The sequence below is a fragment of the Pirellulales bacterium genome (assembly GCA_036499395.1).
Lineage (GTDB): Bacteria > Planctomycetota > Planctomycetia > Pirellulales > JACPPG01 > JACPPG01.
This window is the reverse complement of sequence record DASYDW010000136.1, coordinates 64,509-90,454: the sequence shown is the minus strand read 5'-3', so window position 1 is coordinate 90,454 and position 25,946 is coordinate 64,509. Positions and strand designations below refer to the sequence as shown.

Below are 25,946 nucleotides of genomic sequence, written 5' to 3'. Positions count from 1 at the left end.
GAATTCGAACATGCGATCGATCGTGGGTAACGTGGTTGGCTGGCTGGATGACCGGCTCGGGCTGCGCAGCGCCATGTTGCCGATTCTCGTGCATCCCGTGCCGCGTGGGCTGGGATGGTTCTACGTGTTTGGCAGCGCCACGCTATCGATGTTCGTGCTGCAAATCATCACAGGCATCTGTTTGGCCGTGGTGTACGTGCCGTCGGCGGCTGATGCTTACACAAGTCTGGAATATTTGAATACCGAGCAACCGCTTGGTTGGCTGCTGCGCGCCGTGCATTATTGGAGTGCGACCGGCATGGTCGTGATGTTGGTCTGTCATGCCACGCGCGTGGTCCTGATGGGAGCGTTCAAATATCCTCGCGAGTTGACGTGGCTGTTAGGCGTGGGACTATTGTTCGTAACCTTGGGGCTGGCATTCACCGGCCAGGTGCTGCGCTGGGATCAGGATGCCTATTGGGGTGTCGGCGTGGGGGCGGCCATGACGGGGCGCGTTCCAGTGATCGGACCTGCCCTTGTGCATGTATTACTCGGCGGTCCCAACATCGGTGGTGAAACGCTGAGCCGATTCTTCGGCTTGCACGTGTTTGTCTTGCCGGCACTGGCAATTTTGCTGTTGGTGCCTCATTTGTACCTGGTTGTACGGCAAGGCATTTCGTCGCGCCCCCGCGCGGGCAGACCAGTAGATCCGCAAACTTATGACGCGGAATACTCAAAGGAATTGGCCGAAGGGGAGCCGTTTTTTCCCTACGATTTTATGAAAGACGCGCTCTTCTCGGCATGTTGCGTGCTGGTCGTGTTTGCGTTGGCGATCTCGTTTGGGCCGAAAGGGCCCAGCGGACCGCCCGACCCAACGTTGATCGCGGCCGAGCCACGTCCCGACTGGTACTTCTTGCCACTGTTCGCCTTGCTGGCGCTATCTCCGCCGCAGATGGAAACGGCCATCATGCTTGTGATGCCGGTCGTGGGCATCGCAATTCTTGTGTTGCTCCCTTTCGTTGCTGGCAAGGGAGAACGCAGCCCGCGCCGGCGACCGGCCACGGTGTTGATCGTGTTGCTGTTCTTCGCTGTTTATGGCGTGCTGTGGTGGTTGGGGAATGTCGCCCCGTGGTCGCCTGATATGAATGCTTGGAGCGGCACGCCGGTGCCCGAGCAGATGGTGAAGGATCTTTCGCCACAGCAATTGCAGGGTGCGGCTGTGTTTCAGAATAAGACGTGTCGGAACTGTCACGCGTTGGACGGAGCAGGGGGGAAACGCGGCCCAGACCTGACAACTGTCTCAACGCGTTTGGTGCGTGACGAGCTGATTCGTCAGGTGATTCAGGGAGGAGGCAACATGCCGGCTTACGGCAAGCAGCTTTCGCCCGCCGAGGTCGAGGCGTTGGTCTCGTTCTTGAGCACGTTAGGAAAGCCTGTCGCGGGCGCGCCCGAGCCTGCCGATGTGGCCGCGGGAAAATAGCCTAGATGGTCTGCGTCTGTGAGGCGCCTTCAAAGAAGAATCGAGCGCAGCGATCATGAATCCGACTGTCGCCGCGTTTCTTCGCTCGTGGTCGCTGGCTCCCTGGACGATTTTCGCGTGCGTCATTACTGGGGTCATCTACGCGCGCGGCTGGCGGCAGCTTGTTCTTCGGCCCGGCTCGCATTGGACCGGTTACCATCTAACGGCGTTCTTTGCTGGACTTGCGGCGCTGTTATTGGCGGTCTGTTCGCCGCTTGAGCCGTTTTCGGGGCTCTTGCTTTCGGCGCACATGGTTCAGCACATGTTGCTGATGTACGTCGCGCCGCCCTTGTTGCTGCTCGGCACGCCGCAGCTACCTTTAATGCGCGGTTTACCGCGCGAGGTGCTGAGGTATTGGATCGCTCCATTGCTGCGGTTGCGGGCCGTTCACATCGCCGTCGAGTGGCTCACGTATCCGCCGACAGGCTGGGTGGCGGCCACGGTCATGCTGTGGATCTGGCACATCCCGGTGATGTACGAGTTGGCGCTCGGCAGTGAGTTTTGGCACATAGCGGAACATGCCTGTTTTTTTGTTAGCGCGATGTTGTTCTGGTGGCCCGTCGTGCAACCTTGGCCCAGTCGACCGCTGTGGCCACGGGCGGCAATGCTCCCGTATCTGTTTCTGGCGGCGATGCCTGCGACAGTGCTCTGTGCGTTCTTGACCTTTGCGGATCACGTCGTCTATCCGCGTTATGATGCCGTGCCGCGCGTTGGCGGCCTCTCGGCGCTGACCGATCAGGCGGTGGCAGGGGCCTTGATGTGGGTGCTGGGTACGCTTGCTTATCTGGTGCCGCTCGCATGGATCGCGACACAACTGCTCTATCCAGGGCGTCGGATTCGCGGCACGCATCGTGGCGAGGAGTCACGCGTGAGTGAGGGCAGATTCTCAGCCCGGCAAATTGGACCGGCCTGGCCTCGGCCCGCTATCGCCATGGCATATTCTGCAAAAACGCAATCTGCTGCCTACGTGGCCCTTCCGATCATTACACGATCGCCGATGTTCGATGTTCTTCCGCGAAATCCGACCGGTTTGGCGCTGGCGAGTCTTGCGTCCACGCGGCAATTTGCTGGCGGCGAAGGAGTGATGACAACCCTTGCCGGGCCATCGCGGAAAGTTATGTCCGCAGACTTGCTGCGAATTCCCGTCCTCGGGCCTGTACTGAGTTGGCCCTATACGCGGCGAATTCTGCAATGTGGGCTGTTCCTGCTGGCCACGGTGATCGTAATCGACGGATTTACGGGCCCCGACGTCGCGCCGCTCAATCTGGCCGGAGTGTTACCGTGGGTGCATTGGCGCGGCATCCTGGTGCTGACGCTGTTGTTCGCGGGCAATTTGTTTTGCATGGCGTGCCCTTTGACGTTGCCCAGGGCCGTCGCGCGCCGCTTTGTGTCGCCTCGTTGGAATTGGCCGACCTGGCTGCGTTCGAAATGGCTCGCGGTGGGCCTGTTGCTGCTCTTCTTTTGGGCCTATGAAGCGCTCGATCTGTGGCTAAGCCCTTGGTGGACGGCCTGGATCATTGTCGGTTATTTCGTCCTAGCATTCGTCGTTGACGTTGTTTTTCGCGGGGCGGCATTTTGTAAATACGTCTGTCCGGTCGGGCAGTTTCAGTTCGTGCAGTCGCTGGTTTCGCCGTGGCAGGTGCGCGTGAGGGACACGTCGGTATGTGCCTCGTGTCGTACGAAGGAATGCATGCGAGGAGGCGATAACGTACGCGGCTGCGAAATGCAATTGCACGTGCCGCGCAAGCGCGACAATCTGGATTGCACATTCTGTCTAGATTGCGTGCATGCTTGCCCGGTGGCGAACGTTGGCATCTTGACGGCCATTCGAACGGCGGATGCGCCGCGCAGTGCTTCAGACGTAGCGGCGCCGCTGGGGCAGCGTGCCGACGTGGCGGCGCTCGTTGCATTTTTGACGTTTGCCGCCTTCTCAAATGCTGCCGGCATGATCGCGCCGGTCGTGGATGCCGAGCAGTGGCTCGAGCGCGCGACAGGCTTTTCGCCGATGGCCGTCGAGACGATGTACCTGCTGACGTCCCTGATCGTGATCCCTCTTTTGTTGCTGACGGTCGTTAGCTTCTTGGCGAGAGATTCGAAAGACCTCGCTGCAAGCGTCACTGGTGTCGTATCTCAATTCGCACCGGCACTCGCACCGATCGGCGCCGCGATGTGGCTGGCCCATTACGGATTTCACCTGGTTGTCGGGGCAAACACCTGGCTGCCGGCCACGGTACGCCTGGCCGGGGACTGGGGCTGGAAGATCGCCGGCACGCAGAGCATCGCGCGCCGTTGCTGTGCAATCGATCCGCCCGATTGGTTGCTGAGAGCCGAGATTTTCAGTCTCGATGTCGGTTTGCTCATGTCGCTGTACCTCGTTTTCCGGGCCGCCAACGATCCGTCGTCGTTACGACGCACCCTAAAGAAGTTCTTGCCCTGGTCCGCTCTAATCGTCGCACTGTTTGTGCTCGCGATTTGGATTGTGCATCAACCCATGGAGATGCGAGGAACATTGCCGGCCAATAGCGCTTTGGGAGGGACGCCGTGATCGATCACTACCTACGTTTTCTTACGGGCGCCACTATTGCGATGGTCATCGCCGGCGCCGCGGTGAGAGCGCAGGCCGACGGTGGGAAGTTATGTGTCAGCGAGCAAGTGGGAAGCTGGCGACTCTCGGTTTTCGCTTCCCGGTCGATGCTCGGCACGGGAGAGACCGATTTCACGGTTTGCGTGCAAGACGTCGATACCGGCAGCGTGGTTGCCGACGTTGGGGTGACAGTTACTGCCCGGCACGCAGCGTCGGGATCCGTAACTACGCGAAATGCCACCAGCGCCGAGGCGACGAACAAGCTGCTTCGCTCGGCACTTCTAAATTTGCAGCCGGCCGGCGATTGGCAGGTGACAGTCGACGTGACCAGCGCCAATGGCGAGCAGCATTCCGTCGGCTTTGAATTGGCTGTCCGCGCTTCAACCCCCGCCTGGTTTGACACGAGCTTGTGGGTGGGCTGGCCCATCATTCCGATCGCGCTTTTCTCGGTTCACCAGTTTCTAGTGCGAAAAAGAGCCGCGAAAAAATCAACCTTCGGCTAGACTGGGCGTACACGCCAGGCCGAGACGCTTGCCCAACTCCGGTGGAGGCTCTGATGCCAAGCCAATCCCGAATCTCAACCCAAGACGGTGACGCATCCCAGTCGACGTCCGACGACGAGTCGCCCAGCTGGCACGAGCGTTTTCGGGCAATCTTTGACGGCCTGCCTTTTCCCTGTGTCGTCTATGACGAACAGCGACGATTTCGCTTTATCAACAAAGCGATGGGTCAGATGCAGGGCCGGACGGAAAAAGAAGTCATCGGACTCCGCGACGAAGACTTGCTGCCCATTCAAGTCACGCAGTCGTACATGCCGCTGCTGTGTGCTGCCATCACCACGGGAAAACCGCAAACGGCCGAATGCGCGTTCCCCGGCCCACTGGGAACGTTTTTCTATATCGCTTACTTCATACCCGTGCTGGATAAATCGGGACAAGTTCGTGAAGTCCTGGGCATCAGCATCGACATTTCCCAGCAAAAAACGGTCGAACGCGAATTGCGCGGGCGGGACGACGAGATGCGTTCTCTGGCCGAGAATGCTCCGGACGTCATCGCCCGCTTTAATCGCCCGGGCCAGCATTTGTACGTAAATCGCCGCGTCGAGGAAGTTACGGGGCTGCCGCGTGAGGTGTTTCTGGGAAAGACTAACGCCGAATTGGAAATGCCGGCGCACCTGGTGGCGGAGTGGAACGAGTCAAGGTTAAAGGCCTTTGATAGTGGCCAGATCGTCGAAAGTGAATTCGCGTACGAGGGGCCAGATCGCGTTCGATATTTCGAGGCGCGCTTAATTCCGGAATTAGACGCCAGCGGCGTCGTGCAAACGGTGCTCGCAATGACGCGCGACATCAGCGCTCAGAAGCTGGCGCAGATGAAGCTGGCCGAAAGCGAAGAGCGCTTTCGCATGGCCTTCGAGTCGATTCCGGTCGGCATGTTCATGTTGGATGCCCGGCAGCGCGTGCAGCGCGCCAACCGTGCCTTGTGCGAGATGCTTGGTTATTCCGAGGCGGAGTTAACGAAGATCACGCCCTACGATATCACGCATCCGGACGATCTCGCCGAGGGACGCGAAAAGACGGCCGAGCTCGCCCGAGGCGTGACCTCGCACTATACGCGCGACAAGCGGCATATCACCAAAGACGGCCGAGTGGTGTGGGGGCGCTTGACCACCACGTTAATACGTGATCGGGACGGCGAACCGTTTCGCTATATCGGCATTCTGGAAGACATCAACGAGCGTCGAGCCTCGGACTTGGAGTTGGCGCGTTATCGCGAGCATCTGGAAGAACTGGTTCGTTCGCGGACGCGCGCCCTCGAGGCGTCGCAGCAGACGTTACGATCGGCCGAGCGGCTGGCGTCCTTGGGCACGCTGGCTGCGGGAATCGCCCACGAGATCAATAATCCGGTCGGTACGATCTTGCTGGCCGCCGAGATGGCCATGGCCGCACAGGCGGCAGGGGACGACGAGGCCCTGGCACGCTGCCTGGAAGGGATCAAGGCCGACGCACAGCGCTGCGGCAGGATCGTCAAGAACATACTGCATTTCGCCCGCCAGGAGCCAACGGACAAGGCTCCGCAGGCGCTCAACGAGGTTGTGCAGGGGGCCGTCGGACGTACGCACAAATACGCCCTGGAACGCGGAGCGCAGATTCACGTGAACCTTGCCGCCGAGGTGGGATTAGTGATGATGAATTCGATTGCCGTCGAGCAGGCGTTGACGAACCTGCTGCGCAACTCGATCGAATCTCGGCAGCGTGAGCGCATTCAGATTCAGATCGTGACAGCCGCCTCGAACGACCATTACGAAGTGAAGATCAGCGACGACGGGCCCGGCATCCCGCGCGACGTGCAGATGCACATCTTCGACCCCTTTTTCACAATGCGTCGAAAAACGGGGAGCATGGGGCTGGGCCTCAGTCTGGTGCATGGCACCATCAAGGATCACCAGGGCCAGATCCATGTCGATAGCGTGATGGGAGAAGGCACCACGTTCACGATCGAACTGCCCGCGGCGGCGAATCAGATTTAGCGGGCGTCCATAATCGTGAATTCTGCCGGCGGACAACTCCGTTCACGAATAATCACGCGGCGTCTAGTTGGCGGCTGAATCAGTACCCGCGGCTTGGAGCAATTCTGCAAATTCGCGCAGCTCGGTGGTATTCAGATCCGAGACTGCCCAAAACTCCAACCCGGATTTGACCCAGTGCGCTAGGTGATAGCCTTGCCGGTCCAGCAGTTGAATCGGGGCAGTTCGCTCGCTAGTAGCTGGCCAGCAAAAGAGATTAATCACGTGCTTTCGGCGGCCATACACCATCGCCGCAACCGGCCGACGATTCACATAGTCGAGTCGACCGCCCGAGAGAGGGAAGCCCTGCGATGCGAAATCATCGAACTCAGGCGCGTAGTCGAGCTTTCCGCTGAACCAGGGCTTCACCTGATGCCGGTCCGACGATGCCACGTCGGCGACGTGATCTACCAACAGGGAACGGACATGGCTGGCCACGACCTGATCAATGACTCCGTCACTCTTGTTTCCCGCCCAATTGTGGCCGATGGCCCACGTTGCAGCCACCAATAACATGGCGGCGGTCGCCAGCGCGGAATTGGACCGCAACCGTCGATTCCACGTCATCTTTGGTTCGTCGACTCGGCGGAGTTGGCTTTGAATGCGCTTGCGCAATTCGGTCGGCGCGCGGTAGGAGAGCGACGCACCACCGATGGCACTTTGCAGCGCCTGCTGTTGCTCGTGCGCCGACTTGCAGGCGCTGCAGCCTTCGAGGTGTTCTTCAAACTCGACACTGTGGACCAGGTCCAACTCACGGTCGATGTAGCCGGGCAACAGATATTTTGCTTGTTGGCAATCCACGTCAGGACTCCGAGCCCAATTGTCGTGCCAGGCCATGTTGCAGCCGCCCGCGAGCGCGCGTCAGACGCGACATGACCGTGCCTAAGGGGATGCCCACGATTTCGGCGATGTCCTTGTAGGAAGTACCATCGATATCTCGGAGCACAATGACCTCGCGAAACTCAAGCGGTAACTCGTCGATTGCTTTGCGCAGCAGTTCTCGGTCGATCTTCCCTAATAATTCCGCATCAGGCGCGGTGCTTGCGGTGCTGTGCATCTCTTCGTCGAACGTGACGGTCGGTTTTCTGGCACGATGGGCCTGCAGCCAAGTGCAGCATGTGTTGCGCACGATCGTCAACAGCCAGGCGCGGCAATTGACGCCGTGAAAGCCCGCATAGAAGCGATAGGCGCGTAGAAACGCCTCTTGCACACAATCGTCCGCGTCCGCCTCGTTGCGCGTTAGCCAGCGCGCCAAGTTGTACGCCGCGTCGAGATGTGGCAAGACCGCCTCTTCGAAGCTAGCCCGCTCTGTGTCCTGCAAGCGACTCGTTGTCCTTTCGCCAAAACTGCATCCCTTGCAAGTCTAGACTGCTAATTGCTGCGATTTATTCCCGCAAAATCGCACGAAATTTCCCGGGAATTTTTCCCGATCCTGGCCAGTCTATTCGTGGAAGCGATCGCTTCGCAGGTGCCGTGGCAAACGAACTCGCTGCGAAATGTCCACAGCATGGCGCTTATTTCGCTCGAGGCTCTGGCAACCCAATCATAACCTCTGCGAATGGGAGAAGTCCGTTATGGCAGATCAAACGTCTTCGACTGACAACGATATCGACCGCCGTGGTTTCTTGGAATGTATGGCGTGGGCCGGCACCGGGCTGCTGTGGACCCTCAGTGGCGGCCTCCCTGCGGGGCAAGTATTCGGCCAACAGTTGAAACGACCTGGCGGAAACAATTTCTCGTTCGTGCAGATCAGCGACAGCCACATTGGCTTTAGCAAGGATCCGAACCGGGACGTAGTGGCCACCTTGCAAAGGGCAGTTGCCAAAATCAATGCACTGCCGCAGCCCCCTTCGTTCGTCTTGCACACCGGCGATCTGACGCACCTCGCCAAGCCCGAAGAATTCGATACGGTCGCCGAGGTGCTTAAGGAGTTGAAAGCCCGCGTGCTCTATGTACCGGGTGAGCACGATTTCGAGGGGGACGATAACGAACTCTATCGCGAGCGATTCGGTCGAGGAACGCAGGGAAGCGGCTGGTATAGCTTTGACTTCGGAGGCGCCCACTTTGTGGGACTGGTGAATGTGGCCAGTGCCAAGTCGGGGAGCGTGGCCGGACTTGGGCTGCTGGGCACCCAACAGCTGCAATGGTTGGGCAAGGATTTATCGGGGATCTCCGACAGTACCCCCATCGTTGTCTTCGCCCATGTTCCGTTGTGGGCAGTCTACGAAAAGTGGGGTTGGGGTACCCAAGACGCTGAGCGAGCGCTATCGCTGCTCAAACGTTTCGGCTCGGTCACGATCTTGAATGGTCACATCCATCAGATCATGCAAAAGGTCGAAGGCAGGGTTGTCTTCCACACCGCTCGTTCGACGGCCTTTCCGCAAAGTGAGCCCGGCAAGGGCACGCCGGGACCAATACGCGACTTGCCAGCGTCCCGGCTACGTGGCGCCCTGGGCATCACCAGAGTGGCCTATGTCGAAAACGCCGGCTCACTCGCGATCGTCGATCCCACGCTCGAATAATCGTTGCCGCCTGGTCCGGCTCCCCTGTTAGCCCCCGGGGGGACCGGCCGGCGGCGCGATTACCAATCTTCATGTCAAGAAGCAGAGGTTAGCCATGAGAGGGTTACGTCGAGTTGTCGCATGGCCGTTCGTCTTGGGATTCATTTGTCTTGTGCGAACACAAGGGGCAGCGGAGGTGCGGCAAAACTTCGCTACCGAAGTGCATGCCGTTTTTGCCGCCAGGTGCGCCGGCTGCCACGGATCTGATCTCGCCCATCCCGAGGGCCGGTTCGGTTACGTGCTCGATCTGTCACGGCTGGCTGCCAACCCTGAGCTAGTCATACCAACATCCCCGCAGGAGTCCGAGCTATGGGAGGTGGTTCACCGCGACGAGATGCCACCGCGCGATTCGCCAACGGGACCGTTGTCCGTCGAGGAGAAAGAGACGATTCGCTCGTGGATCGCGGCAGGGGCGCAAAAGCTTCCCGCACCACTTCCCGATGCGGCTCAAAAACCTGCCGGCGTGCAGGGTGCCGCAAAACGGCCAACCGCGACGGAAGTGAAGGCTAACTCCTCGTCAACGTCGCGGCGTCGGGCCGTCGGATCATCTTGCGCCCGACGATGACGAGAGGGTAAACAACGCGGCGGTTAACCCGACTTAGAAAGGTGTCTGTAGAATGTCAGCGCATTTCGGTCCAAATCATAGAGTGCGAACTCGCGAGTTCCCCAAGGCGTGTCCTTCAGGTGCGTTCCTTCGTAGAAAACGTCCTTGCTTCGGTACTCTTCGTAGAGCGCATCCGGATCATCGACGACGATCCGGAGCCTGGTTGTCTGCATCTCGTGTTCGTACTGAAACTGAATATGCAGTTCGACGCCGTCCCGCCGTAGTCCGACATAGTTGACTGCAATGGTTGGATCACCGAACGCGAGGGTGAATCCGAGCCGCTCGACATAGAAGTTAACCGCCTTGGCGAGATCGCGCGAACCGAGAATCGGCTGCACCTGACGGAACGTGGCGGAATTCATGCACTCCTCATGGTCCGACGGCCTGCGAAAATCCGAAAACGCTCGATGGTTAAGATCATCACCCGTCAGCTAACCGGCCTCAAGCAAACTACCTGTTAGATCACGGTTGGAATCGCTCCGCCGACTGCTAGCAGCATGCGAGATTTCGTCGAGAGGGGGGAGAGAATCGCCGTTTCTTCCTAAACTGCCCGCTCGCCCCAGGCCGAACAGAGACTTAGCGGCCGTTTTCGCTGGGATGATCTTGCCGGCACTGTCGTGTTTCGCGAGACTATGCGGCCCATCGAAAACGATCGGGCTCACTTCTCAACGTTCATTCGACACTCCGCCCATGGGTTCAGGCGGCGCCTTGCGCGCGGCCACGGCCCGGGAAAGACGATGCGCTATTTCGGCCTACTGCTGTGGTTGCTTGTCGCGCTAAGCGGCTGCGCGACCGTTAAGCCGCCGCCGATCGCGTATCAGAACCCCGTGCTTGCTCCGCCGATGGATCGCGATGTGTTTTGGGATCAGCTGGTCGTAGTGGTCGACAATTATTTCGACATCGAGCGCGAAGATCGCGTGCGCTTGGTCGACAATATGCCGACGCTCGGCCGAATCGATACTGTGCCTGAGCTTGGCGCCACTCTGCTCGAGCCGTGGCGCAAGGATTCCGTCGGTTTTTATGAACGACTGGAATCGACGTATCAAACGATTCGTCGGCGCGCCATCATTCAGGTCGTGCCGCAGGAAAGCGGATACCTGGTCGACGTTGCCGTGTACAAAGAATTGGAAGACCTGCGCCGGCCCGACCATTCAAACGCGGGTAACGCCACATTCCGCAACGACGATTCGCTCGATCGTTACAACGACCAGACGCAAGGTCCCACTTCAACGCTCGACAGCTTTCCCACGTACGGTCGCGCACGCGGGCCGATTGGGCCGCAACCGTTCTCATTGGGTTGGATTCCGATGGGGCGCGATACGGCGCTCGAACAGCGGATCATCGGGGATCTCTTGCAACGCTTCGGCGCACCGCCCCCCGGCGAGTGTTTAACTCCGCCGCCCGATTAGCGGGCCGGTGGTGCGGGAACCGATGTAGTAGCTGCGATGCTCGCGCCTTCGATTGAGAGAACCGGCGCGGCTGCCACGGGCAGCTTCAGCGTGAATGCCGTTCCCTTGCCGGGAGTACTATCGACGCGAATGCGCCCATGATGCGCCTCGATGATTTCGCGGCACATTGCCAATCCCAGGCCGGTACCACCTTTGCCGCTGGCGTCCGGTCCGGCCTTGGTGCTGAAGAAGGGGTCGAAAATGCGGTGCAGCACCTCGGGAGACATCCCGCAGCCATTATCGCGCACGACCAGGTCGACGGTGTTGGACTCGGCGTCGTGCGCCAGCTTGATGATGACGCGTCCACCTTGCGGCATGGCCTGGCGCGCGTTGATCAGTAGATTCAATAGGACCTGCTGAATCTGGTTCGGGTTCGTCCAAGCCTGGGGCACCGCGTCGAGGTACTTTTCGACCGTAATGCGGTACTTATTCAGCTCGCGCTCCAGCAGCAGCAGCGAATCCTCGACCAGCTTGACCATATTGGTTGCTTCGAAAGAATTCGTCCGGTTGCGGGCAAAGCCGAGAATCGTGCTGGTGATTTTCGCGGCGCGCGTACCGGCCAGCAGGATCTTTTCGAAGGCTTTTTCCCGCGTCGCGATATCTTTATGGCGCAGCCCCAGCTTGGCGTAGTTAATGATCGTCGTCAGAACGTTGTTGAACTCGTGCGTGGTCGTACTGGCCAGCTCGCCGAGCGCAGTCATTTTCTGCGCTTGGGCCAACCGTTCCTTGAGGATCGTTACCTGCTCTTCGAGCGATATTTCGTCTGCACCGCGCATGATTACCTTCGTTCCGCAAAGTCGACCCTGCTTGCGCCGGGCCTCATCCTGCCCGGGGCCGCGCATACGGAAAGCTCTCCGCTTTCCCGCTGGACTCGCCTGTTTGCGCCGCCTGAAAAGACTAACTCCTTGATCGATCGAGAGTTAGTTACTTGGATCGTATCGTCGTGCTCGCCTGGGCAACTGAAACGCAAGCCGCTATAATCCGCCCGCTGTTATCGATACCGTCGGAAAGGATTCTCCGGTCGGGCAGGAGGTGCTCGGATGCACACGGTCGAACTCTTGGAACGGGCGCTCGGCGCCGCCGCCTCGCTGGGCTATCACGTCCGCCAAGACTGGCTCGATGGGCCGGGTGGAGGCTGCGAGATTAAAGGCGAGAAGTGGCTGTTTCTCGATCTTGCCAGCAGTCCCCTCGATAAACTGCACATCGTGGCCGATGCGTTATCCCGCGAACGGGCCGGATGGCGCGACAAAGTCGACCCTGCTTTGCGACAGTTCCTCGAAACGCGTCGCGCCGCCTAAACGTTTGCTGCCGCTTCAGCACGATTCAGGCTTCGCGGCGGTAGCGGTGCTCGCCGAATTGGGCGTCCGGTAAAGCTGCTGCGATTCGACAAATTTTTCCACCGCGCGCGGGGTGCGGTAGCGAATGCTCGATCCCGCCGCGACGCGCTGCCGGATTTCGCGGCTGCTCAGGCCGATCGGCGGCATTTCTACCTGATGGCGGCGGATTTCCTCAAGTCGCTCGGGTGTTACCAGAGTCGTTAGAGGCGCATAGTTGGGGGGCGGCGCGCTGGGGCGGCCAACCACGACCAGGGTTGCCAATTGGCAGATCTTGGCCGGTTCACGCCAATGGGGAAGATCTTCCAACGAATCCGCCCCCAGCAAGAAGAAAAGCTGTCGGCCGCCATCCTCGTGCGTTAGTTGTGCGAGGGTATCCACCGTGTAGCTCACGCCACCGCGTTCAATCTCGGCCCGGCATACCTTGAACGATGTCTGACCGCCGATGGCCAGTTCGAGCATTTCGATTCGCTGCGCAGCGGGCGTCAATTCGCGCGTTTGCTTGTGCGGGGGCGTGGCTGCCGGCAGAAACCACACTTCGTCCAACCGGCATTGCTCGCGGCAACACTCCGCTAGCAGCAGGTGTCCATAGTGGACCGGATCAAATGAGCCGCCGAACAGCCCTAGTCGCATGCGAATCACACCTTCGTAGACGGTTGCAGGACCGCCGGCAGAGCCCCATATTGAATTGCGGACTGATTTCGTTTTTACCGTCGTCGTCGGGCGCCGCCAGATCCCGCCCATGAGCAGTTCTTCAAGTCGTCGTATCGTACCGAACCGGCCCTCTCAGGACCATCGACGAGCCGTCGATCACGCGGAAAGATCAGCTTGAAAGCCGGCCAGCAACAAGAATTGTTCGACAGCGAGGCACCCGCCTGGGAGCTGGACGACCGTAGCGAGGTGCTGGTGGCGTCGGTCCTCTTGTCGATCGGCCCGACCGAGCCGCTCGATTACCTCGTGCCTGAGAGCCTGCGCGGGCGGGTTCAGGTGGGGTGTCGCGTGAATGCGCCGCTCGGGCACGGCAATCGCACGCGGATCGGATATTGTGTCGCCCTGGCGCAGCAGGCCACAAATCGACGGTTGAAGGAAATTGCTGAGGTCGTTGACGAGCAATGCTTGCTCAGCCCGACGATGTTCCGGCTCAGCCAATGGATTGCCGAGCGGTATCTTTGCACTTGGACGCAGGCGCTCGACACCATGCTTCCGGCAGCGGTGCGCCATCAAGCCGGGACGCGGCGCGCGAACGTGCTTTCGGTGCCCGCCGAGGTATTCGCGCAGCTCGATGCGTTAAAGCTGCCGACCAAGCAGTTGCAAGTACTCCGATACTTGGTCGCGGCTGCGAAGCCCGTCTTGCAAAACGAGCTGATGGAAACGCTGGCCTGCACCGCGGCGCCGATTACGGCATTGCGTCGTAAGGGGCTCTTGCGTTCGGACGTGATTCGCGTGCGGCAGGACGCCTACGACAAGCCACTGTCAGAGCGCGAAGCTAACCACGCGTTGAACGATGATCAGCAGCAGGCTCTGGCGACGATCATGGGGGCGCTCGAGGCGAAGCAGCATAAGACGATCGTTCTGCACGGGATTACCGGCAGCGGAAAAACCGAGGTTTACATCCGCGCGATTCAAGAGGTCGTGTCGTACGGACGACAGGCCATCGTGCTGGTTCCTGAAATCAGTCTTACGCCACAAACCGAGCAACGTTTCCGTGCCCGCTTCGGCCAGGTGGCGGTGCTGCACAGTCACATGACGGACGCCGAACGAGGCTGGCATTGGGAGCGCATCGCGCGGGACGAAGTTCCGGTCGTGGTCGGCGCTCGCAGCGCGGTCTTCGCACCGGTCCCGCGGCTGGGTTTGATCGTGCTCGACGAAGAGCACGAGGCGTCGTTCAAGCAGGACAGTGCGCCGCGCTATCACGCGCGCGACGTGGCGCTCGAACGCGCGCGAGCCGAGGGAGTGCCTTTGGTCCTGGGGTCGGCAACGCCATCGCTCGAGAGCTGGCACCTGGCACGAAGTGGCAGCTACCAATTGGTTGAGATGCCGCGCCGCGTACTAGACCGGCCATTGCCTGATGTGCGGACGATCGACCTGCGCAATGAATTCGAGCGCGGCGCTGGCAGCGGCGCCCTCAGCCGGCCGATGCGTTTGGCAATGCAGGAAGCATTAACTGACGGCGGCCAGGTGATATTACTGTTGAACCGGCGGGGCTTTTCGACCCATTTACAATGTCCCGCCTGCGGCGAAGTGGTGCGCTGCCCACATTGCGATATTGCGCTGACGCATCATTGGCAGCGCGCCGTCGCGCTATGCCACTATTGCGATTACGAAATCGCGGCGCCGCACGTTTGTCCGCAATGCAATTCGCCCGGCATCCGTTACCGTGGGCTGGGGACGCAAAAGCTCGAAGCCGAGGTGCGCACGCGGTTCCCTGAGTTTACTTCGCTGCGGATGGACACGGACACGATGCAATCGCCGGGCAGCCACGAGCGGGCGCTAGCGTCGTTCCGCAGTGGCGACGTGCGCATTCTGCTCGGCACGCAGATGATCGCCAAGGGGTTGGACTTTCCGGACGTGACGCTGGTCGGCGTGGTGAATGCGGACACAGCCTTGCACTTGCCAGATTTTCGCGCGGCCGAACGAACGTTTCAGTTGCTCGTTCAGGTCGCTGGCCGCACGGGGCGCGGATCGCGCGGGGGCCGCGTGCTAGTACAAACTTTCAGCCCGGACCATCCTGCGATCCAGGCGGCGGTACGCCATGATTATTCGGCGTTCGCCGATCGCGAACTGCCGCTGCGGCGCATGCTGGGATATCCGCCGTTTGCCTCGATGATTCGCGTGGTGGTGCGCGGAACGCGTGAAACGATAACGCAGGAATTTGCCGCAGCGATCGCCGCCAGCATCGCGCGATCACTTGGGCCGGATAGCAAGGACACACGAATTCTAGGACCGGCGGCGGCGCCCATCGCCAAGCTGCGCGGCAAATATCGCTTTCAAATTCAGTTGCAGGGGCCGGACGCGGCCACCCTCCGCGCGGCAATACGGCACGCCCAGCAGCAATTGCCTCCCCCTGATGATGTGCAATGGATCGCCGACGTCGATCCCCTCGATATGCTGTAGGCCTAGGGCATCGCAGTTGGTTTCGACGTCAGGAGTTAAGGCTTTTTTGGCCGGTACGGCGTTCGATTGATCTTGGCCCTGCCGTGTGAACGCACTTACAATGCAATTTGGGCCTGGGGTGATCTGCCGCAAGAGTTAGTGATGTCATACCGATCCTTTAAACGCGTCCTCGGTGAGACGAGCCTCGAGCGGAAATGCCGTTTCCTGTTCGGAGCCTGCTTGCTGCTGTTGATCACGGGCAGCTTCTGGTGGTACGGCAAGCAAACCGAGGATCTGGTTTACAAGCAGAATCCCGACAAAGGACGCCTGATCGTCGACACGGTGCTGACGCGGACGCACTGGGAGAAGCTGGAGACGAACGAGGCCTTCAAGCGGATCGTTCCGCTGTTCAGCGAAGATCTGGAACAACAGGATTTCACATACCGCTTCATCGGGTTGACCTCGGCCCCGGCTATCGAAAAGCCGGAGAACGCTTTTGAAAAGCGGCTGATCGATAATTTCATGAACTCCCGCCCCGTCGATGGGGTGGCGGAATACGCTGATCGCTTTTCGGCTGATGGATCCGAGTATCACTACTACCAGCCGATTCGCGTGCAAGATTCTTGCACTATTGTCTGCCATCGCCCAGCGGCCGGTGCTGTCGGAGGCGATCCGGCAACGTCGATCGCGGGTCTGGGAAGCCTGGGCGTCTCTTACGGGCGTCCGCCCGAGGCCGGTGATTTGATCTCGGTCGCGCGGGTCGATATTCCGAACGATCCCACGCGCGTCGACCTGGCAAAGAACCGCGCGATTCTACTTAGCACTGCCATCATTACGGTTTTTCTGGCGATGGTCGCTTCGTACGTGATTGTGCGCTACGTCATCGTGAAGCCACTGAAGCACCTGCGCGACGTCAGCGACGCGGTCAGCCGCGGCAATGTCGAGCAGCGGGCCGATATTCACACAGCCGATGAATTCGAAGAGCTGGGCGTGGCGTTCAATCGCATGTTGCGCCATTTGATGGCCGCACAGGAAGAACTTCGGCATTTGAACCTGGACCTGGACGTCAAGGTCGATGAATTGGCCCAGATGAACATGCGGCTGTTCGAAATGAACCGCTTGAAGAGCGACTTCCTGGCCACGATGAGCCACGAGTTGCGCACCCCGCTGAACAGCATCATCGGTTTCAGTGACGTGCTGGGCTCGATCGATTCGCTCGACGATCGGCAAAAACGCTACGTGGGGAACATCCAAAAATCCGGCAAGATGCTGCTGGACATGATCAACGATATTCTCGACCTGGCGAAAATCGAAAGCGGCAAGATGGAAGTCCGCTTGATCGACTTCCCGATCGAGCATGTCATCGGATCGCAGTGCGACATGGCGCGGCCATTGACCGAGCGCAAGAACATCGACCTCGACGTCGACGTGACGGCGAATCTGCCGGAATTGCACCAGGATCAAAGCAAGGTTCAGCAAATTCTGAACAACCTGCTCTCCAACGCCATCAAGTTCACGCCTGAGGGGGGGCGGATCCTCGTCTCGGCACGGCGCGATGCGGGGGGCGACTTGTTGATGGTGGTCACCGACACCGGTGTCGGCATTGCCGAAGAAGATCAGGTCGCGATTTTCGAGAAATTCCGCCAGGGTCACACGGTTCTCACCGGCGGTGACGCCATGACGCGAGAATTCTCCGGCACCGGACTGGGGCTATCGATCGTCAAGGAACTGTGTAAATTGCTGGGCGGAGAGATTTCGCTGAAGAGCGAGCTGGGCAAGGGGAGCGAGTTTACCGTGCGCTTGCCCTGGAGCCTGCCTGAGCAGGTGCAGTTCGCCACGGCAATTCCCACCACGATGCCCGCGTCGGACAGCGTCGAGCGATCGGATTTCCTCAGGTCGCCGCTTCCGACCGAGGCCAGCGCCGCGCGATCGTAACCGAACCGGACATCGCGCCGGTCTTCTTGTCCCGTTAGCACTTTCACCGTCACGCTCGAATATTCGCCATGTCCAAGCCTGCCACGTCCCCCGATGTCGAGGTACACCTGTTTACCGACGGCGCGTGCAGCGGTAACCCGGGGCCCGGCGGTTGGGCGTTTATCCTGCGACATCCGGCATCCGGCAAGGAAGTCGAGCAGTCGGGCGGCGAGAAGATTACCACGAACAACCGCATGGAGCTGACGGCCGTCGTGCGCGGACTGGAAACGCTGACGCGTCCGACCAGTGTCGAACTCTTCGCCGACAGCGTCTACGTTGGCAAGGGGCTGACGGAATGGATGCCCAAGTGGAAGGCCAACGGCTGGCGCCGACGTGAAGGGAAACGCTGGGCCGAAATCAAGAACGAAGATCTCTGGCGCGAACTCGACGCGCTGGTCGCCACTCACCGGTTGAAATACACCTGGGTCGCCGGGCACAGCGGCCATGCCGAGAACGAGCGTTGCGACGAATTGGCCGTAGCCGCCATTCAGCAGTTCCGCTAATTGCAGCGGCGCGTCGTTCGCTAGAATAGGGCGATGTCTTCCACTCAAGACAAGTCGCCGGCCGAATCCTTCGTCACCCCTATCCAGTTCCTGAAGGGGGTGGGCCCAAATCGCGCCGAGATGCTGCGCAAGCTAGGGCTGGAGACGGCGCGGGATGTGATTTTCTTCTTCCCGCGCGATTATCAAGATCTGACTGATCTGGCCATCGTCGGCGATCTGCAGGACGAGGCGATCGTCCGACTACACGGTACGGTCGTCGAATTGGACCAGCGGCACACATCGTCAGGCGGCACCGTGCTGGGCGCGCTCATTCGCGGCGAGGCCGGAAACGTCCGCGCCATTTGGTTCAATCAGCCCTTCATGGCCAAGCGGTTGCCCGTCGGGCAGGAATTGCTCGTCTCGGGCAAGGTGCGTTTCCGCGGTGGCATCTACGAAATGGTACATCCTGACCTGCAATATCTCGAAGGCGAGGAAGGTGATCCACGCGGTAAACTGCTGCCCGTTTACCCACTGACCGAAGGGGTGCGGCAGGGGCAGATGCGTCGCATTGTCAGTAGCGTCGTCGAGACGATGGCCGAGCATTTGGACGAGGTCTTTCCGGCGGACTACCTGACCACGCACAATCTGGCGCCGATACGCGAAGCCGTCGAGCAGATACACACGCCGGCGACGCGCGAATCTCTCGCGCGAGCTCGACGGCGCTTTGTCTATCAAGAGTTGCTGGTCATGCAGTTGGCCCTGGCGATCAAACGATATACGCAGTACGAGCAGCGACAAGCGCCCCCGCTCGAGGCGTCGGCCAAGATCGACGCGCGCATCCGCCGCCTATTCCCCTTCGAACTCACGGCCGGTCAGAACCAGGTGATCGCCGAAGTCTCGGCTGACCTGACGCGCCCCCACCCGATGAATCGGTTGGTGCAGGGTGACGTGGGAAGCGGTAAGACTGTTGTCGCTGTCTATGCACTATTGCTCGCGATCGCGCATGGCCAACAAGCGGCACTGATGGCGCCAACCGAAATTCTGGCGCGACAACACGCGGCCACGATCGAACAGTTCCTCACGGCCAGCCGGGTACGGTGGGGCCTGTTGACCGGGTCGCTGACGTCGGCCGAGCGGCGCGCGACGCTCGAAAAAATCGCTGCCGGCGAACTCGATCTGGTGATCGGCACGCAGGCCATCGTGCAAGCGGACGTCGAGTTTGCGAAGCTGGGGTTGGTGGTGATCGACGAGCAGCACAAGTTCGGCGTCCGCCAGCGCGCGAGCCTGAAGCAGGCCGGCCTCGACCCGCACTACCTGGTGATGACAGCCACGCCGATTCCGCGCACCGTGGCCATGACGTTGTTCGGCGATTTGGACGTCTCGACGTTGCGCGATTCCCCGCCGGGGCGGCAGCCGGTGCGGACCTATTTGGCCACGCTTGAGCAGCGCGACCGGTGGTGGGAGTTCTTTGGCCGCAAACTGCGCGAGGGGCGGCAGGGGTACGTCGTAGTACCGCTGGTGGAAACGTCGGCCGATGTGGATGCCACCAGCCTGGACGAGGCGTATGAAGCGTTGGCCAGCGGACCGCTCGAGGCGTTTCGACTCGGACTGATCCACGGTCGCATGGGAGCCTCGGAAAAGGATGCGGTCATGGACGCGTTTCGCAACGGGCAGATTCAGGTACTGGTGTCGACCACGGTTGTTGAAGTCGGCGTCGACGTGCCAAATGCGACTTTGTTGACGATCGAGAGCGGGCAACGGTTCGGCCTGGCTCAGCTACATCAACTGCGCGGTCGCGTCAGTCGCGGCGCCCACTCGGGCTTTTGCTGCGTGTTTGCCGAGCCGACGTCGCCTGATTCGGAGAAACGACTCGAAGCGTTCGTTCGTTCGACGGACGGTTTCGAGCTGGCCGAGATTGATTTCTCGCTACGCGGTCCCGGCGACCTGCTGGGCACCCGGCAACACGGCTTGCCGCCATTGCGGGTTGCGGATCCGCTTGCCGACGCGGCCGTGCTGGAAGAGGCCCGTCGCGATGCCCAGCAATTGGTCGCTGACGACCCCGGCCTGGCTAAACCAGAGCACGAGCGCCTGCGACGCATGGTGCTGGTGCGCTACGGCCAAGTGCTGGACTTGGGAAGCGTGGGATAGCCCCGCGTTTTCGCGACAAGCTATTGGCGTAAGTCCGTTTGATCAGCGGGCTGTCGTGATGGCTTCGGCCGTCTTCCAGGTGCCGCCCTCACGCTCGATGCGGTGATAGAGCGTGTCGCGTTCGACCGGTTCGCGTCCGGCTTCGACGATCAACTGCTTGATGGCGTCGACGGTGAGAACTTCCGGCGTTTCGGCGCCGGCGTCGTGATAGATCAGTTCGTGCCGGACGGTGCCGTCCAGATCGTCTGCGCCGTAGGAGAGCGCGGCCTGGGCCGTGCCGATACCGAGCATGATCCAGTAAGCCTTGATGTGATCGATGTTGTCGAGCATCAGGCGGCTGACGGCCATTGTGCGCAGGTCCATGACACTCGATGGCTTGCGAATGTGGCTCAGTCCCGTGTTGTCGGGATGGAACGCCAGTGGAATAAACGTCTGGAATCCGCCGGTCTTGTCCTGCAGTTCGCGCAGTCGAATCAGATGGTCGACGCGGTGGAACGAGTTTTCGATATGCCCATACAACATGGTGCAATTGGTACGCAGACCGAGCTCGTGAGCCGTGCGGTGAATGTCGAGCCAGTTCTGAGCGTCGGCCTTGTGCTCGCAAATCTGGTCGCGCACTTCCGGATGGAAAATCTCGGCGCCGCCGCCAGGCATGCTTCCCAGGCCTGCTTCGCGCAGGTCGACCAGGATCTCTTGCATCGACATGCCGGTCAGGTGCTGAAACCAATTGATCTCGACTGCGGTCCAGGCCTTCAGGTGCAACTGCGGATAGGCCGCGTGCAAAATCGAGATGATGTTGCGGTACCAATCGTATTTTCGCTGGTGATGCAGCCCGCCGACGATGTGCATCTCGGTGCAACCGCTGTCGACAGCTTCGCGACCACGCTCGAGAATCTGCTCGTCGCTCATGGCGTACCCCTTCGGGTCGCGCAGATCGGAGCGGAATGCGCAGAACGTGCAGCGATACACGCAGACGTTCGTCGGATTGAGATGTGTGTTGATGTTGTAATAGGTGTAGGAACCGTTCTTCCGCTCGCGCACCAGATTGGCGAGCACCCCCACTTCGTTGAGTGGCACGGCCGGATTATCGAGGAACATTCCGTCATCGAATGACAGACGTTCGCCCGCTTCGACCTTGGCGCGGATCGACTCAAGTGTTGGGGGGACGGCTTTAATCATGGTTCACAGCCAGCGCCCGAGCGCCGGTTCCTATTTATGAAAAGTCCTTGGCGACCGTCTGTAGCCGGGGGCCTGTGACCCCGGGAGCCTCTCGGCCTGGCGGAGGCAGGGTACAGAACGATCGCTTCAATTTAGCAGTCACCACTATGCCGGAAAATGCCTGATGGTCCTTGTCGCCAGCGAAACGGGCTCGTTTTCCTATCGCATGTAAAGGTCCAGGGCCGCGACGATGAACAATCCGATGCTGATTACGGCGTTTACGTTGAAAAAGGCCATGTTCACGCGTGTCAGGTCGTCGGGGCGGACCAGCCAATGTTCGTAGATCAATAACGCCGCCACGGCCACGATGCCGGCTAGGTAAATCCATCCCAGTAATGGGTAAACCACGGGGAGCAGGAACAGCAGAGCCACGGTTCCCAGATGGCACACGGCGGCCAGACGAAGCGCGTCCTGCACTCCCAATCGCACTGGCACGCTGCGCAACCCTCGGCCGCGGTCGTAGTCGACGTCCTGGCAGGCGTAGATGATGTCGAAGCCTGCGACCCATAGCAGAACCGCCGCGCCGAGTACCACCGGCGGCCAGGCCAACTCGCCGCGTACCGCAATCCAGGCCGCCACCGGCGCGAGCATTAGCGCCGCACCCAGCCAAAAGTGCGCCAGTGACGTGAACCGCTTCGTATAGCTGTAGCCCAGCAGGAACGTTAACACTGGCAACGACAGGTAGATCGGCCAGCGGTTGGGCAGGAACAGCAGCGTCGAAGCGATAAACGCCAGCGAGCAGATAACGGCGAACGCCGTGACGCTTCCGACGCTCAGCAGGCCGGCAGGCAAATGTCGCATTGCCGTGCGCGGATTCTCGGCGTCGATGCGGCGATCGGCCAGGCGGTTGAATGCCATCGCCGCGCTGCGAGCGAATACCATGCAGGCGACGATACCGACGATCTCTTGCCAGCGCCAAGATCGAGGCGGTTCGTCATGAGCCGAGAGTGTCCAGGCCATGACGGCCGACAGCAGCGCAAACGGTAACGCAAATACCGTATGGCTGAAACGGATCATTTCCAGGATCATTCGCAGGCGCTGCATGACGTTGCTCGATTCCCTTTCGGCAGACACTACGACTCACCCCAACGCTTGATCAGCGGTTGAGCGATACCCAACTGATCGCAGATCCGGCCGACGACGAAATCGACCAGGTCGCGAATCGAATGCACGCCGTGATAAAAGCCGGGCATCGCCGGTAGGACCACGGCGCCCGCCTCGGCACAGCGACGCATGTTGTCGAGTTGCACAAGCGACAACGGGGTTTCGCGCGGCACCAGAATCAGGCGGCGGTGCTCTTTCAAATGCACATCGGCGGCGCGATGAATCAGATTTCCGGATGCTCCATGAGCGATCGCGCTCAAGGTCCCGCCCGAGCAGGGGCAGACGACCATGCCGTCGGTCAGCGCCGAACCGCTGGCGATTGCCGCGAAGAAGTCCTGGTAGTGGTGATATTGCACGCGGCCCGGTTCGGTGGCGACGGCCGCGGCATTCTGCGGGGCGCCGTATTGCCAGGCATCGACACCGATTAGCTCGCGTACGCTCTTAAAACGATCGAGCGCGGCCAGTTCTTTGCGCGTGGGAAGCAAACTCTCCAGCCGGAAATGCTCGACGTCGACGTCCAGGCCCAATTCCTGGCGTAGCACGGCCTTGCCCGCCGGGCTGATCGCCAATTGCACGTCGCAACCGATGGCAACCAGCACGTCCAACAGGCGAACGGCGTAGATCGCTCCGCTTGCTCCGGTGATGGCCAGGACGACATTGCGCTTCATTTCACGCCTACGTACAAAGTAGCGACACCGAGGGTCAACGGATAATGTCGCACGTCGTGCAGTCCGGCGGTGCGCATCCGCTCGGCCAGGGCTTCGCCTGAGGGAAATTCTCCCACACTCTCGGGCAGGTAGTTGTAGGCGTCTAAGCGATTTCGTGCGAGCGCCTGGCCGATCCGCGGCAGCACGTTGCGAAAATACCAACCGTACACGGCGCGGAATGGTTGCCAGCGCGGCTGCGAGAACTCGAGCACCGCCACGCGTCCGCCAGGGCGGCAGACGCGCGTCATCTCGCGCAATCCGAGGTCGGTGTCGGTAATATTTCGCAAGCCAAACGCGACACACACGATTTGAAAATGGTCGTCAGGTAGCGGCAGCCGCTGTGCATCCGCCTCGAGGAAGTTCAGCAGGCCGTTGGCCCCCGCGCGGCGAGCTTTGGCTTCGCCGATTACCAGCATCTCGTGACAGAAGTCGGCACCGAAGACGGCTGTCGTGCCGCGCCCCGCACGCAGATAGGCCAGCGCCAGATCACCGGTGCCGGTGCATAGGTCGAGAATCGGTTCTTGCGACAGGGGAGGAACGCGACGCACGGTGCGCCAGCGCCAGTAGTGGTCGATTCCCAGCGAAAGCAGGTGGTTTAAAAAGTCGTAACGGCCGGCGATCTCGCCGAACATGCGCCGGACCCGGATTTCGGACTTGTCGACGGCCATGCGATGCGAGCGTGCTAATGATCGGGTGGGAAGTGGTCGCGCCTACCAGCGCGGATTGCGGCCGCGACGCAGCCGCCCTCGACTGGCTAACCGCAGGAAAGCCCCCGATCATAACAGGAAGGGGCCCGCTCCCTAAGGGGCTGGCCCGAAGCAGGTCGCAGGGCACGGGGGGCGAGCGGCAGCGAGAAAAACCGCTATCCGGATTGCGTTTCCGTAAAGCCGCCGCTGCTGGCCACGCGCATCCCAGGCAGGAAGTGGGGGGGCGGCAGGGGGGCCGCGGGCCGGTCGACCACCTGAAGAATGTATTCGGCCGCCCGCCGCGAAGCGCCGCCATGTCCGACGCGGGCTTTGAGTTCGGCCAGTTCCGCCATGCGCTCGCTGCGCAACGATTCGTTCGTCAGCCATTGCACGACGTGGGCCGCGATCTCGACCGTGCGATCCTCGCACGTCAGATACTCGGGAAACAACGCGCGTTCGTGGCCGGACGTGTAGGGATCATAAGGGGTCAGGTCTGGCCCAAACGGGATGTCACTCGATAGCAGGTTCACCAGCGTGATGTACTTTACGTGGCGGAAGAAGTCCTGCACGAAATAGGCCAGACGGCTGATTTTGTACACGATCACAGTCGGTTTGATCTGATACAGCAGTTCGAGTGACACCGAGCCGGAAACCGCCATGCAACACTCGGCCAGACGGATCAGCTCGGGCGTGCGACCGACATGGACCTCGATCGGCAAACCGCTGGCGACGGCCATCCGCCGGGCCAGTTCGGCCTGATGTGGCTTGAAGTTGGCGATGGCAAAACGCGTCCTGGGAACTGCTTTGAGTACCAGGGCCGCGGCACGTAGCAGCGTGCTCAAGTTCTGCTCGACCTCTTGCGTGCGCGAGCCGGGCAGAATCGTTACTAGCCGACCGGGAGTGGCACGCTGCGATTCGAGAAATGTCTGGTCGAGGACCTGACGCCGTACTTCGTCGAAGTAAGGGTGGCCGACAAACGTCGCGTTGCAGCCGCGTTGGCGAAACCACTGCTCCTCGAACGGTAGGCTGCACAGCACGTGGTCAACGAAGCGGCGCATCTTCTTCACGCGCCAGCTTCCCCAGGCCCAGATCTGCGGCGGCGTGTAATAGAAGACCGGAATGCCGTGCGCCTTGGCGCGACGGGCAATCCACCAGTTGAAGCCGGGATAGTCGATTAAGATCACGGCATCCGGTCGCTCGTGGCGAAAGTAGCGATCGGCCCGGCTGGCCAGGTCCAGAAACTTATGCAAATTCAACAGCACGCGCAGAAACCACATCACGGCCAGCGCCGTCAGGTCGCAATGCAGGTCGCAGCCTGCCTCGGCCATGAGGGGACCGCCGTAGCCGACGAATTGGACGCCCGGTCGACGCGCTTGAATGGCGCGCATCAGATTGGCCCCGTGCAGGTCTGCGCTCGGCTCGCCGACGGAAAAAAATATCTTCACCGAATCATCCTTGGCAGGCCATTTTAAACAAGGGGCGGCCAAGTATGGCAAATGGCCTAGAGCGAAAAAAGGGCAGTTGCGCGAGGGCATTCGGCACACGAACGATTGTGCGCGCCAACGGCACGATGCTAGCACTCATTTCGTGAGGCGATTTGCCGCGCGACAACTCGATTCGGTCAAACCCTGACGACGCGCGGCGGCGCGTTAAATCGGCGCTGGCAACCCGACCGATACGACCATGCAGACCTGCTATCAACGACTGCCAGGGCCAGGGTGCAACGCACGATGGTGAAACGAATTGTTCAGGAAGTAGTTCGCTACGGCGTGGTGTATGCCACGTCGGGAGTGGTCGGCCTGGGGGTCATGGCGTGGATGACGCTGCGGGCGCATCGTACGCGGAATTTAAACGAGGGCGCGGCCGTTGGCGACACAGCGGAGCATTATCTGGCGCCGTAAGAGTTCTGATCCCGCGCAAAGGTCGGACGCGATCGTCGCGG

At 60.6% G+C, this 25,946-nt stretch carries 22 protein-coding genes; 12 read left to right on the top strand and 10 right to left on the bottom strand.

The window, feature by feature from the left end; all coding sequences use genetic code 11:
- Positions 1-10: 10 nt before the first annotated feature.
- The 4 genes from VGN12_28800 to VGN12_28785 are packed head-to-tail and all read left to right on the top strand — an operon-like array spanning position 11 to position 6,609.
- On the top strand, positions 11-1,459 hold the full coding sequence (locus VGN12_28800) for a cytochrome b N-terminal domain-containing protein (GenBank protein ID HEY4313485.1): 1,449 nt from the start codon (positions 11-13) through the stop codon (positions 1,457-1,459).
- Between the two features lie 55 nt (positions 1,460-1,514).
- On the top strand, positions 1,515-4,043 hold the full coding sequence (locus VGN12_28795) for a cytochrome c oxidase assembly protein (protein HEY4313484.1): 2,529 nt from the start codon (positions 1,515-1,517) through the stop codon (positions 4,041-4,043).
- Positions 4,040-4,585, top strand: a complete 546-nt coding sequence (locus VGN12_28790; GenBank protein ID HEY4313483.1) for a hypothetical protein — start codon at positions 4,040-4,042, stop codon at positions 4,583-4,585. The genes VGN12_28795 and VGN12_28790 overlap by 4 nt, the downstream gene beginning before the upstream one ends.
- Before the next feature lie 53 nt (positions 4,586-4,638).
- On the top strand, positions 4,639-6,609 hold the full coding sequence (locus tag VGN12_28785) for a PAS domain S-box protein (protein HEY4313482.1): 1,971 nt from the start codon (positions 4,639-4,641) through the stop codon (positions 6,607-6,609).
- Between the two features lie 63 nt (positions 6,610-6,672).
- Here the strand turns inward: VGN12_28785 and VGN12_28780 are convergent, their stop codons facing one another.
- Positions 6,673-7,446, bottom strand: coding sequence for an anti-sigma factor (locus VGN12_28780; GenBank protein ID HEY4313481.1), 774 nt, complete (start codon positions 7,444-7,446; stop codon positions 6,673-6,675).
- 1 nt (position 7,447) lies between these two features.
- A complete protein-coding gene (locus VGN12_28775) occupies positions 7,448-7,966 on the bottom strand; it encodes a sigma-70 family RNA polymerase sigma factor (GenBank protein HEY4313480.1) in 519 nt (172 codons plus the stop codon).
- Between the two features lie 253 nt (positions 7,967-8,219).
- On the opposite strand from VGN12_28775, the gene VGN12_28770 reads away from it, so the two are divergent.
- Positions 8,220-9,167, top strand: a complete 948-nt coding sequence (locus VGN12_28770) for a metallophosphoesterase (protein HEY4313479.1) — start codon at positions 8,220-8,222, stop codon at positions 9,165-9,167.
- A 627-nt stretch (positions 9,168-9,794) separates the two neighbouring features.
- Here the strand turns inward: VGN12_28770 and VGN12_28765 are convergent.
- Complete coding sequence (locus VGN12_28765) at positions 9,795-10,172, bottom strand: VOC family protein (protein HEY4313478.1); 378 nt, start codon at positions 10,170-10,172, stop codon at positions 9,795-9,797.
- Between the two features lie 375 nt (positions 10,173-10,547).
- Between VGN12_28765 and VGN12_28760 the strand changes: the two genes are divergently transcribed.
- A complete protein-coding gene (locus VGN12_28760) occupies positions 10,548-11,219 on the top strand; it encodes a hypothetical protein (protein ID HEY4313477.1) in 672 nt (223 codons plus the stop codon).
- On the opposite strand, the gene VGN12_28755 is transcribed toward VGN12_28760, so the two are convergent.
- Positions 11,216-12,034, bottom strand: coding sequence for an ATP-binding protein (locus VGN12_28755; GenBank protein HEY4313476.1), 819 nt, complete (start codon positions 12,032-12,034; stop codon positions 11,216-11,218). The genes VGN12_28760 and VGN12_28755 overlap by 4 nt on opposite strands.
- A gap of 264 nt (positions 12,035-12,298) precedes the next feature.
- Here VGN12_28755 and VGN12_28750 point away from each other — a divergent pair, with 264 nt between their 5' ends.
- A complete protein-coding gene (locus VGN12_28750; GenBank protein ID HEY4313475.1) occupies positions 12,299-12,556 on the top strand; it encodes a hypothetical protein in 258 nt (85 codons plus the stop codon).
- Between the two features lie 15 nt (positions 12,557-12,571).
- Here the strand turns inward: VGN12_28750 and nadD are convergent, their stop codons facing one another.
- Positions 12,572-13,225, bottom strand: coding sequence for a nicotinate-nucleotide adenylyltransferase (gene nadD / locus VGN12_28745; GenBank protein ID HEY4313474.1), 654 nt, complete (start codon positions 13,223-13,225; stop codon positions 12,572-12,574).
- Positions 13,226-13,420: 195 nt separating this feature from the next.
- On the opposite strand from nadD, the gene priA reads away from it, so the two are divergent.
- From priA to recG, 4 genes are all read left to right on the top strand, one after another.
- Positions 13,421-15,706 carry a primosomal protein N' gene (priA, locus tag VGN12_28740; protein HEY4313473.1) on the top strand — a complete coding sequence of 762 codons (2,286 nt, stop codon included), beginning with the start codon at positions 13,421-13,423 and terminating at the stop codon, positions 15,704-15,706.
- Positions 15,707-15,847: 141 nt separating this feature from the next.
- Positions 15,848-17,620, top strand: a complete 1,773-nt coding sequence (locus tag VGN12_28735) for an ATP-binding protein (protein ID HEY4313472.1) — start codon at positions 15,848-15,850, stop codon at positions 17,618-17,620.
- A 68-nt stretch (positions 17,621-17,688) separates the two neighbouring features.
- The gene (gene rnhA, locus VGN12_28730; GenBank protein ID HEY4313471.1) at positions 17,689-18,162 is read left to right on the top strand and encodes a ribonuclease HI; all 474 of its coding nucleotides are present in this window, start codon (positions 17,689-17,691) and stop codon (positions 18,160-18,162) included.
- A 33-nt stretch (positions 18,163-18,195) separates the two neighbouring features.
- The gene (gene recG, locus VGN12_28725; protein HEY4313470.1) at positions 18,196-20,289 is read left to right on the top strand and encodes an ATP-dependent DNA helicase RecG; all 2,094 of its coding nucleotides are present in this window, start codon (positions 18,196-18,198) and stop codon (positions 20,287-20,289) included.
- Between the two features lie 42 nt (positions 20,290-20,331).
- On the opposite strand, the gene mqnE is transcribed toward recG, so the two are convergent.
- The 5 genes from mqnE to VGN12_28700 form a co-directional block, all read right to left on the bottom strand.
- Positions 20,332-21,468: an aminofutalosine synthase MqnE gene (mqnE, locus tag VGN12_28720; protein ID HEY4313469.1), complete on the bottom strand. Its 1,137-nt coding sequence runs from the start codon at positions 21,466-21,468 to the stop codon at positions 20,332-20,334.
- Between the two features lie 198 nt (positions 21,469-21,666).
- Positions 21,667-22,551 (bottom strand): UbiA-like polyprenyltransferase, encoded by an 885-nt coding sequence (locus VGN12_28715; protein HEY4313468.1) that lies wholly within the window; start codon positions 22,549-22,551, stop codon positions 21,667-21,669.
- Positions 22,552-22,580: 29 nt separating this feature from the next.
- Entirely contained in the window at positions 22,581-23,279 is a 699-nt protein-coding gene (locus VGN12_28710) for a flavin prenyltransferase UbiX (GenBank protein HEY4313467.1), read from the bottom strand.
- Positions 23,276-23,986, bottom strand: coding sequence for a bifunctional demethylmenaquinone methyltransferase/2-methoxy-6-polyprenyl-1,4-benzoquinol methylase UbiE (gene ubiE, locus VGN12_28705; protein ID HEY4313466.1), 711 nt, complete (start codon positions 23,984-23,986; stop codon positions 23,276-23,278). Before ubiE ends, VGN12_28710 begins: the two co-directional genes overlap by 4 nt.
- A gap of 194 nt (positions 23,987-24,180) precedes the next feature.
- The gene (locus VGN12_28700; protein ID HEY4313465.1) at positions 24,181-25,449 is read right to left on the bottom strand and encodes a hypothetical protein; all 1,269 of its coding nucleotides are present in this window, start codon (positions 25,447-25,449) and stop codon (positions 24,181-24,183) included.
- 285 nt (positions 25,450-25,734) lie between these two features.
- On the opposite strand from VGN12_28700, the gene VGN12_28695 reads away from it, so the two are divergent.
- Positions 25,735-25,905, top strand: a complete 171-nt coding sequence (locus VGN12_28695; GenBank protein HEY4313464.1) for a hypothetical protein — start codon at positions 25,735-25,737, stop codon at positions 25,903-25,905.
- The last annotated feature ends 41 nt before the right edge of the window (positions 25,906-25,946 follow it).

Coding starts and splice junctions, on each gene's coding strand:
- VGN12_28770 (HEY4313479.1), top strand. CDS start 8,220: ATGGCAGATCAAACGTCTTCGACTGACAACGATATCGACCGCCGTGGT.
- VGN12_28695 (HEY4313464.1), top strand. CDS start 25,735: ATGGTGAAACGAATTGTTCAGGAAGTAGTTCGCTACGGCGTGGTGTAT.
- rnhA (HEY4313471.1), top strand. CDS start 17,689: ATGTCCAAGCCTGCCACGTCCCCCGATGTCGAGGTACACCTGTTTACC.
- nadD (HEY4313474.1), bottom strand. CDS start 13,225: ATGCGACTAGGGCTGTTCGGCGGCTCATTTGATCCGGTCCACTATGGA.
- VGN12_28750 (HEY4313475.1), top strand. CDS start 12,299: ATGCACACGGTCGAACTCTTGGAACGGGCGCTCGGCGCCGCCGCCTCG.
- ubiE (HEY4313466.1), bottom strand. CDS start 23,986: ATGGCCGTCGACAAGTCCGAAATCCGGGTCCGGCGCATGTTCGGCGAG.
- VGN12_28785 (HEY4313482.1), top strand. CDS start 4,639: ATGCCAAGCCAATCCCGAATCTCAACCCAAGACGGTGACGCATCCCAG.
- mqnE (HEY4313469.1), bottom strand. CDS start 21,468: ATGATTAAAGCCGTCCCCCCAACACTTGAGTCGATCCGCGCCAAGGTC.
- recG (HEY4313470.1), top strand. CDS start 18,196: ATGTCTTCCACTCAAGACAAGTCGCCGGCCGAATCCTTCGTCACCCCT.
- VGN12_28755 (HEY4313476.1), bottom strand. CDS start 12,034: ATGCGCGGTGCAGACGAAATATCGCTCGAAGAGCAGGTAACGATCCTC.
- VGN12_28735 (HEY4313472.1), top strand. CDS start 15,848: ATGTCATACCGATCCTTTAAACGCGTCCTCGGTGAGACGAGCCTCGAG.
- VGN12_28760 (HEY4313477.1), top strand. CDS start 10,548: ATGCGCTATTTCGGCCTACTGCTGTGGTTGCTTGTCGCGCTAAGCGGC.
- VGN12_28765 (HEY4313478.1), bottom strand. CDS start 10,172: ATGAATTCCGCCACGTTCCGTCAGGTGCAGCCGATTCTCGGTTCGCGC.
- VGN12_28710 (HEY4313467.1), bottom strand. CDS start 23,279: ATGAAGCGCAATGTCGTCCTGGCCATCACCGGAGCAAGCGGAGCGATC.
- VGN12_28795 (HEY4313484.1), top strand. CDS start 1,515: ATGAATCCGACTGTCGCCGCGTTTCTTCGCTCGTGGTCGCTGGCTCCC.
- VGN12_28715 (HEY4313468.1), bottom strand. CDS start 22,551: ATGCAGCGCCTGCGAATGATCCTGGAAATGATCCGTTTCAGCCATACG.
- VGN12_28800 (HEY4313485.1), top strand. CDS start 11: ATGCGATCGATCGTGGGTAACGTGGTTGGCTGGCTGGATGACCGGCTC.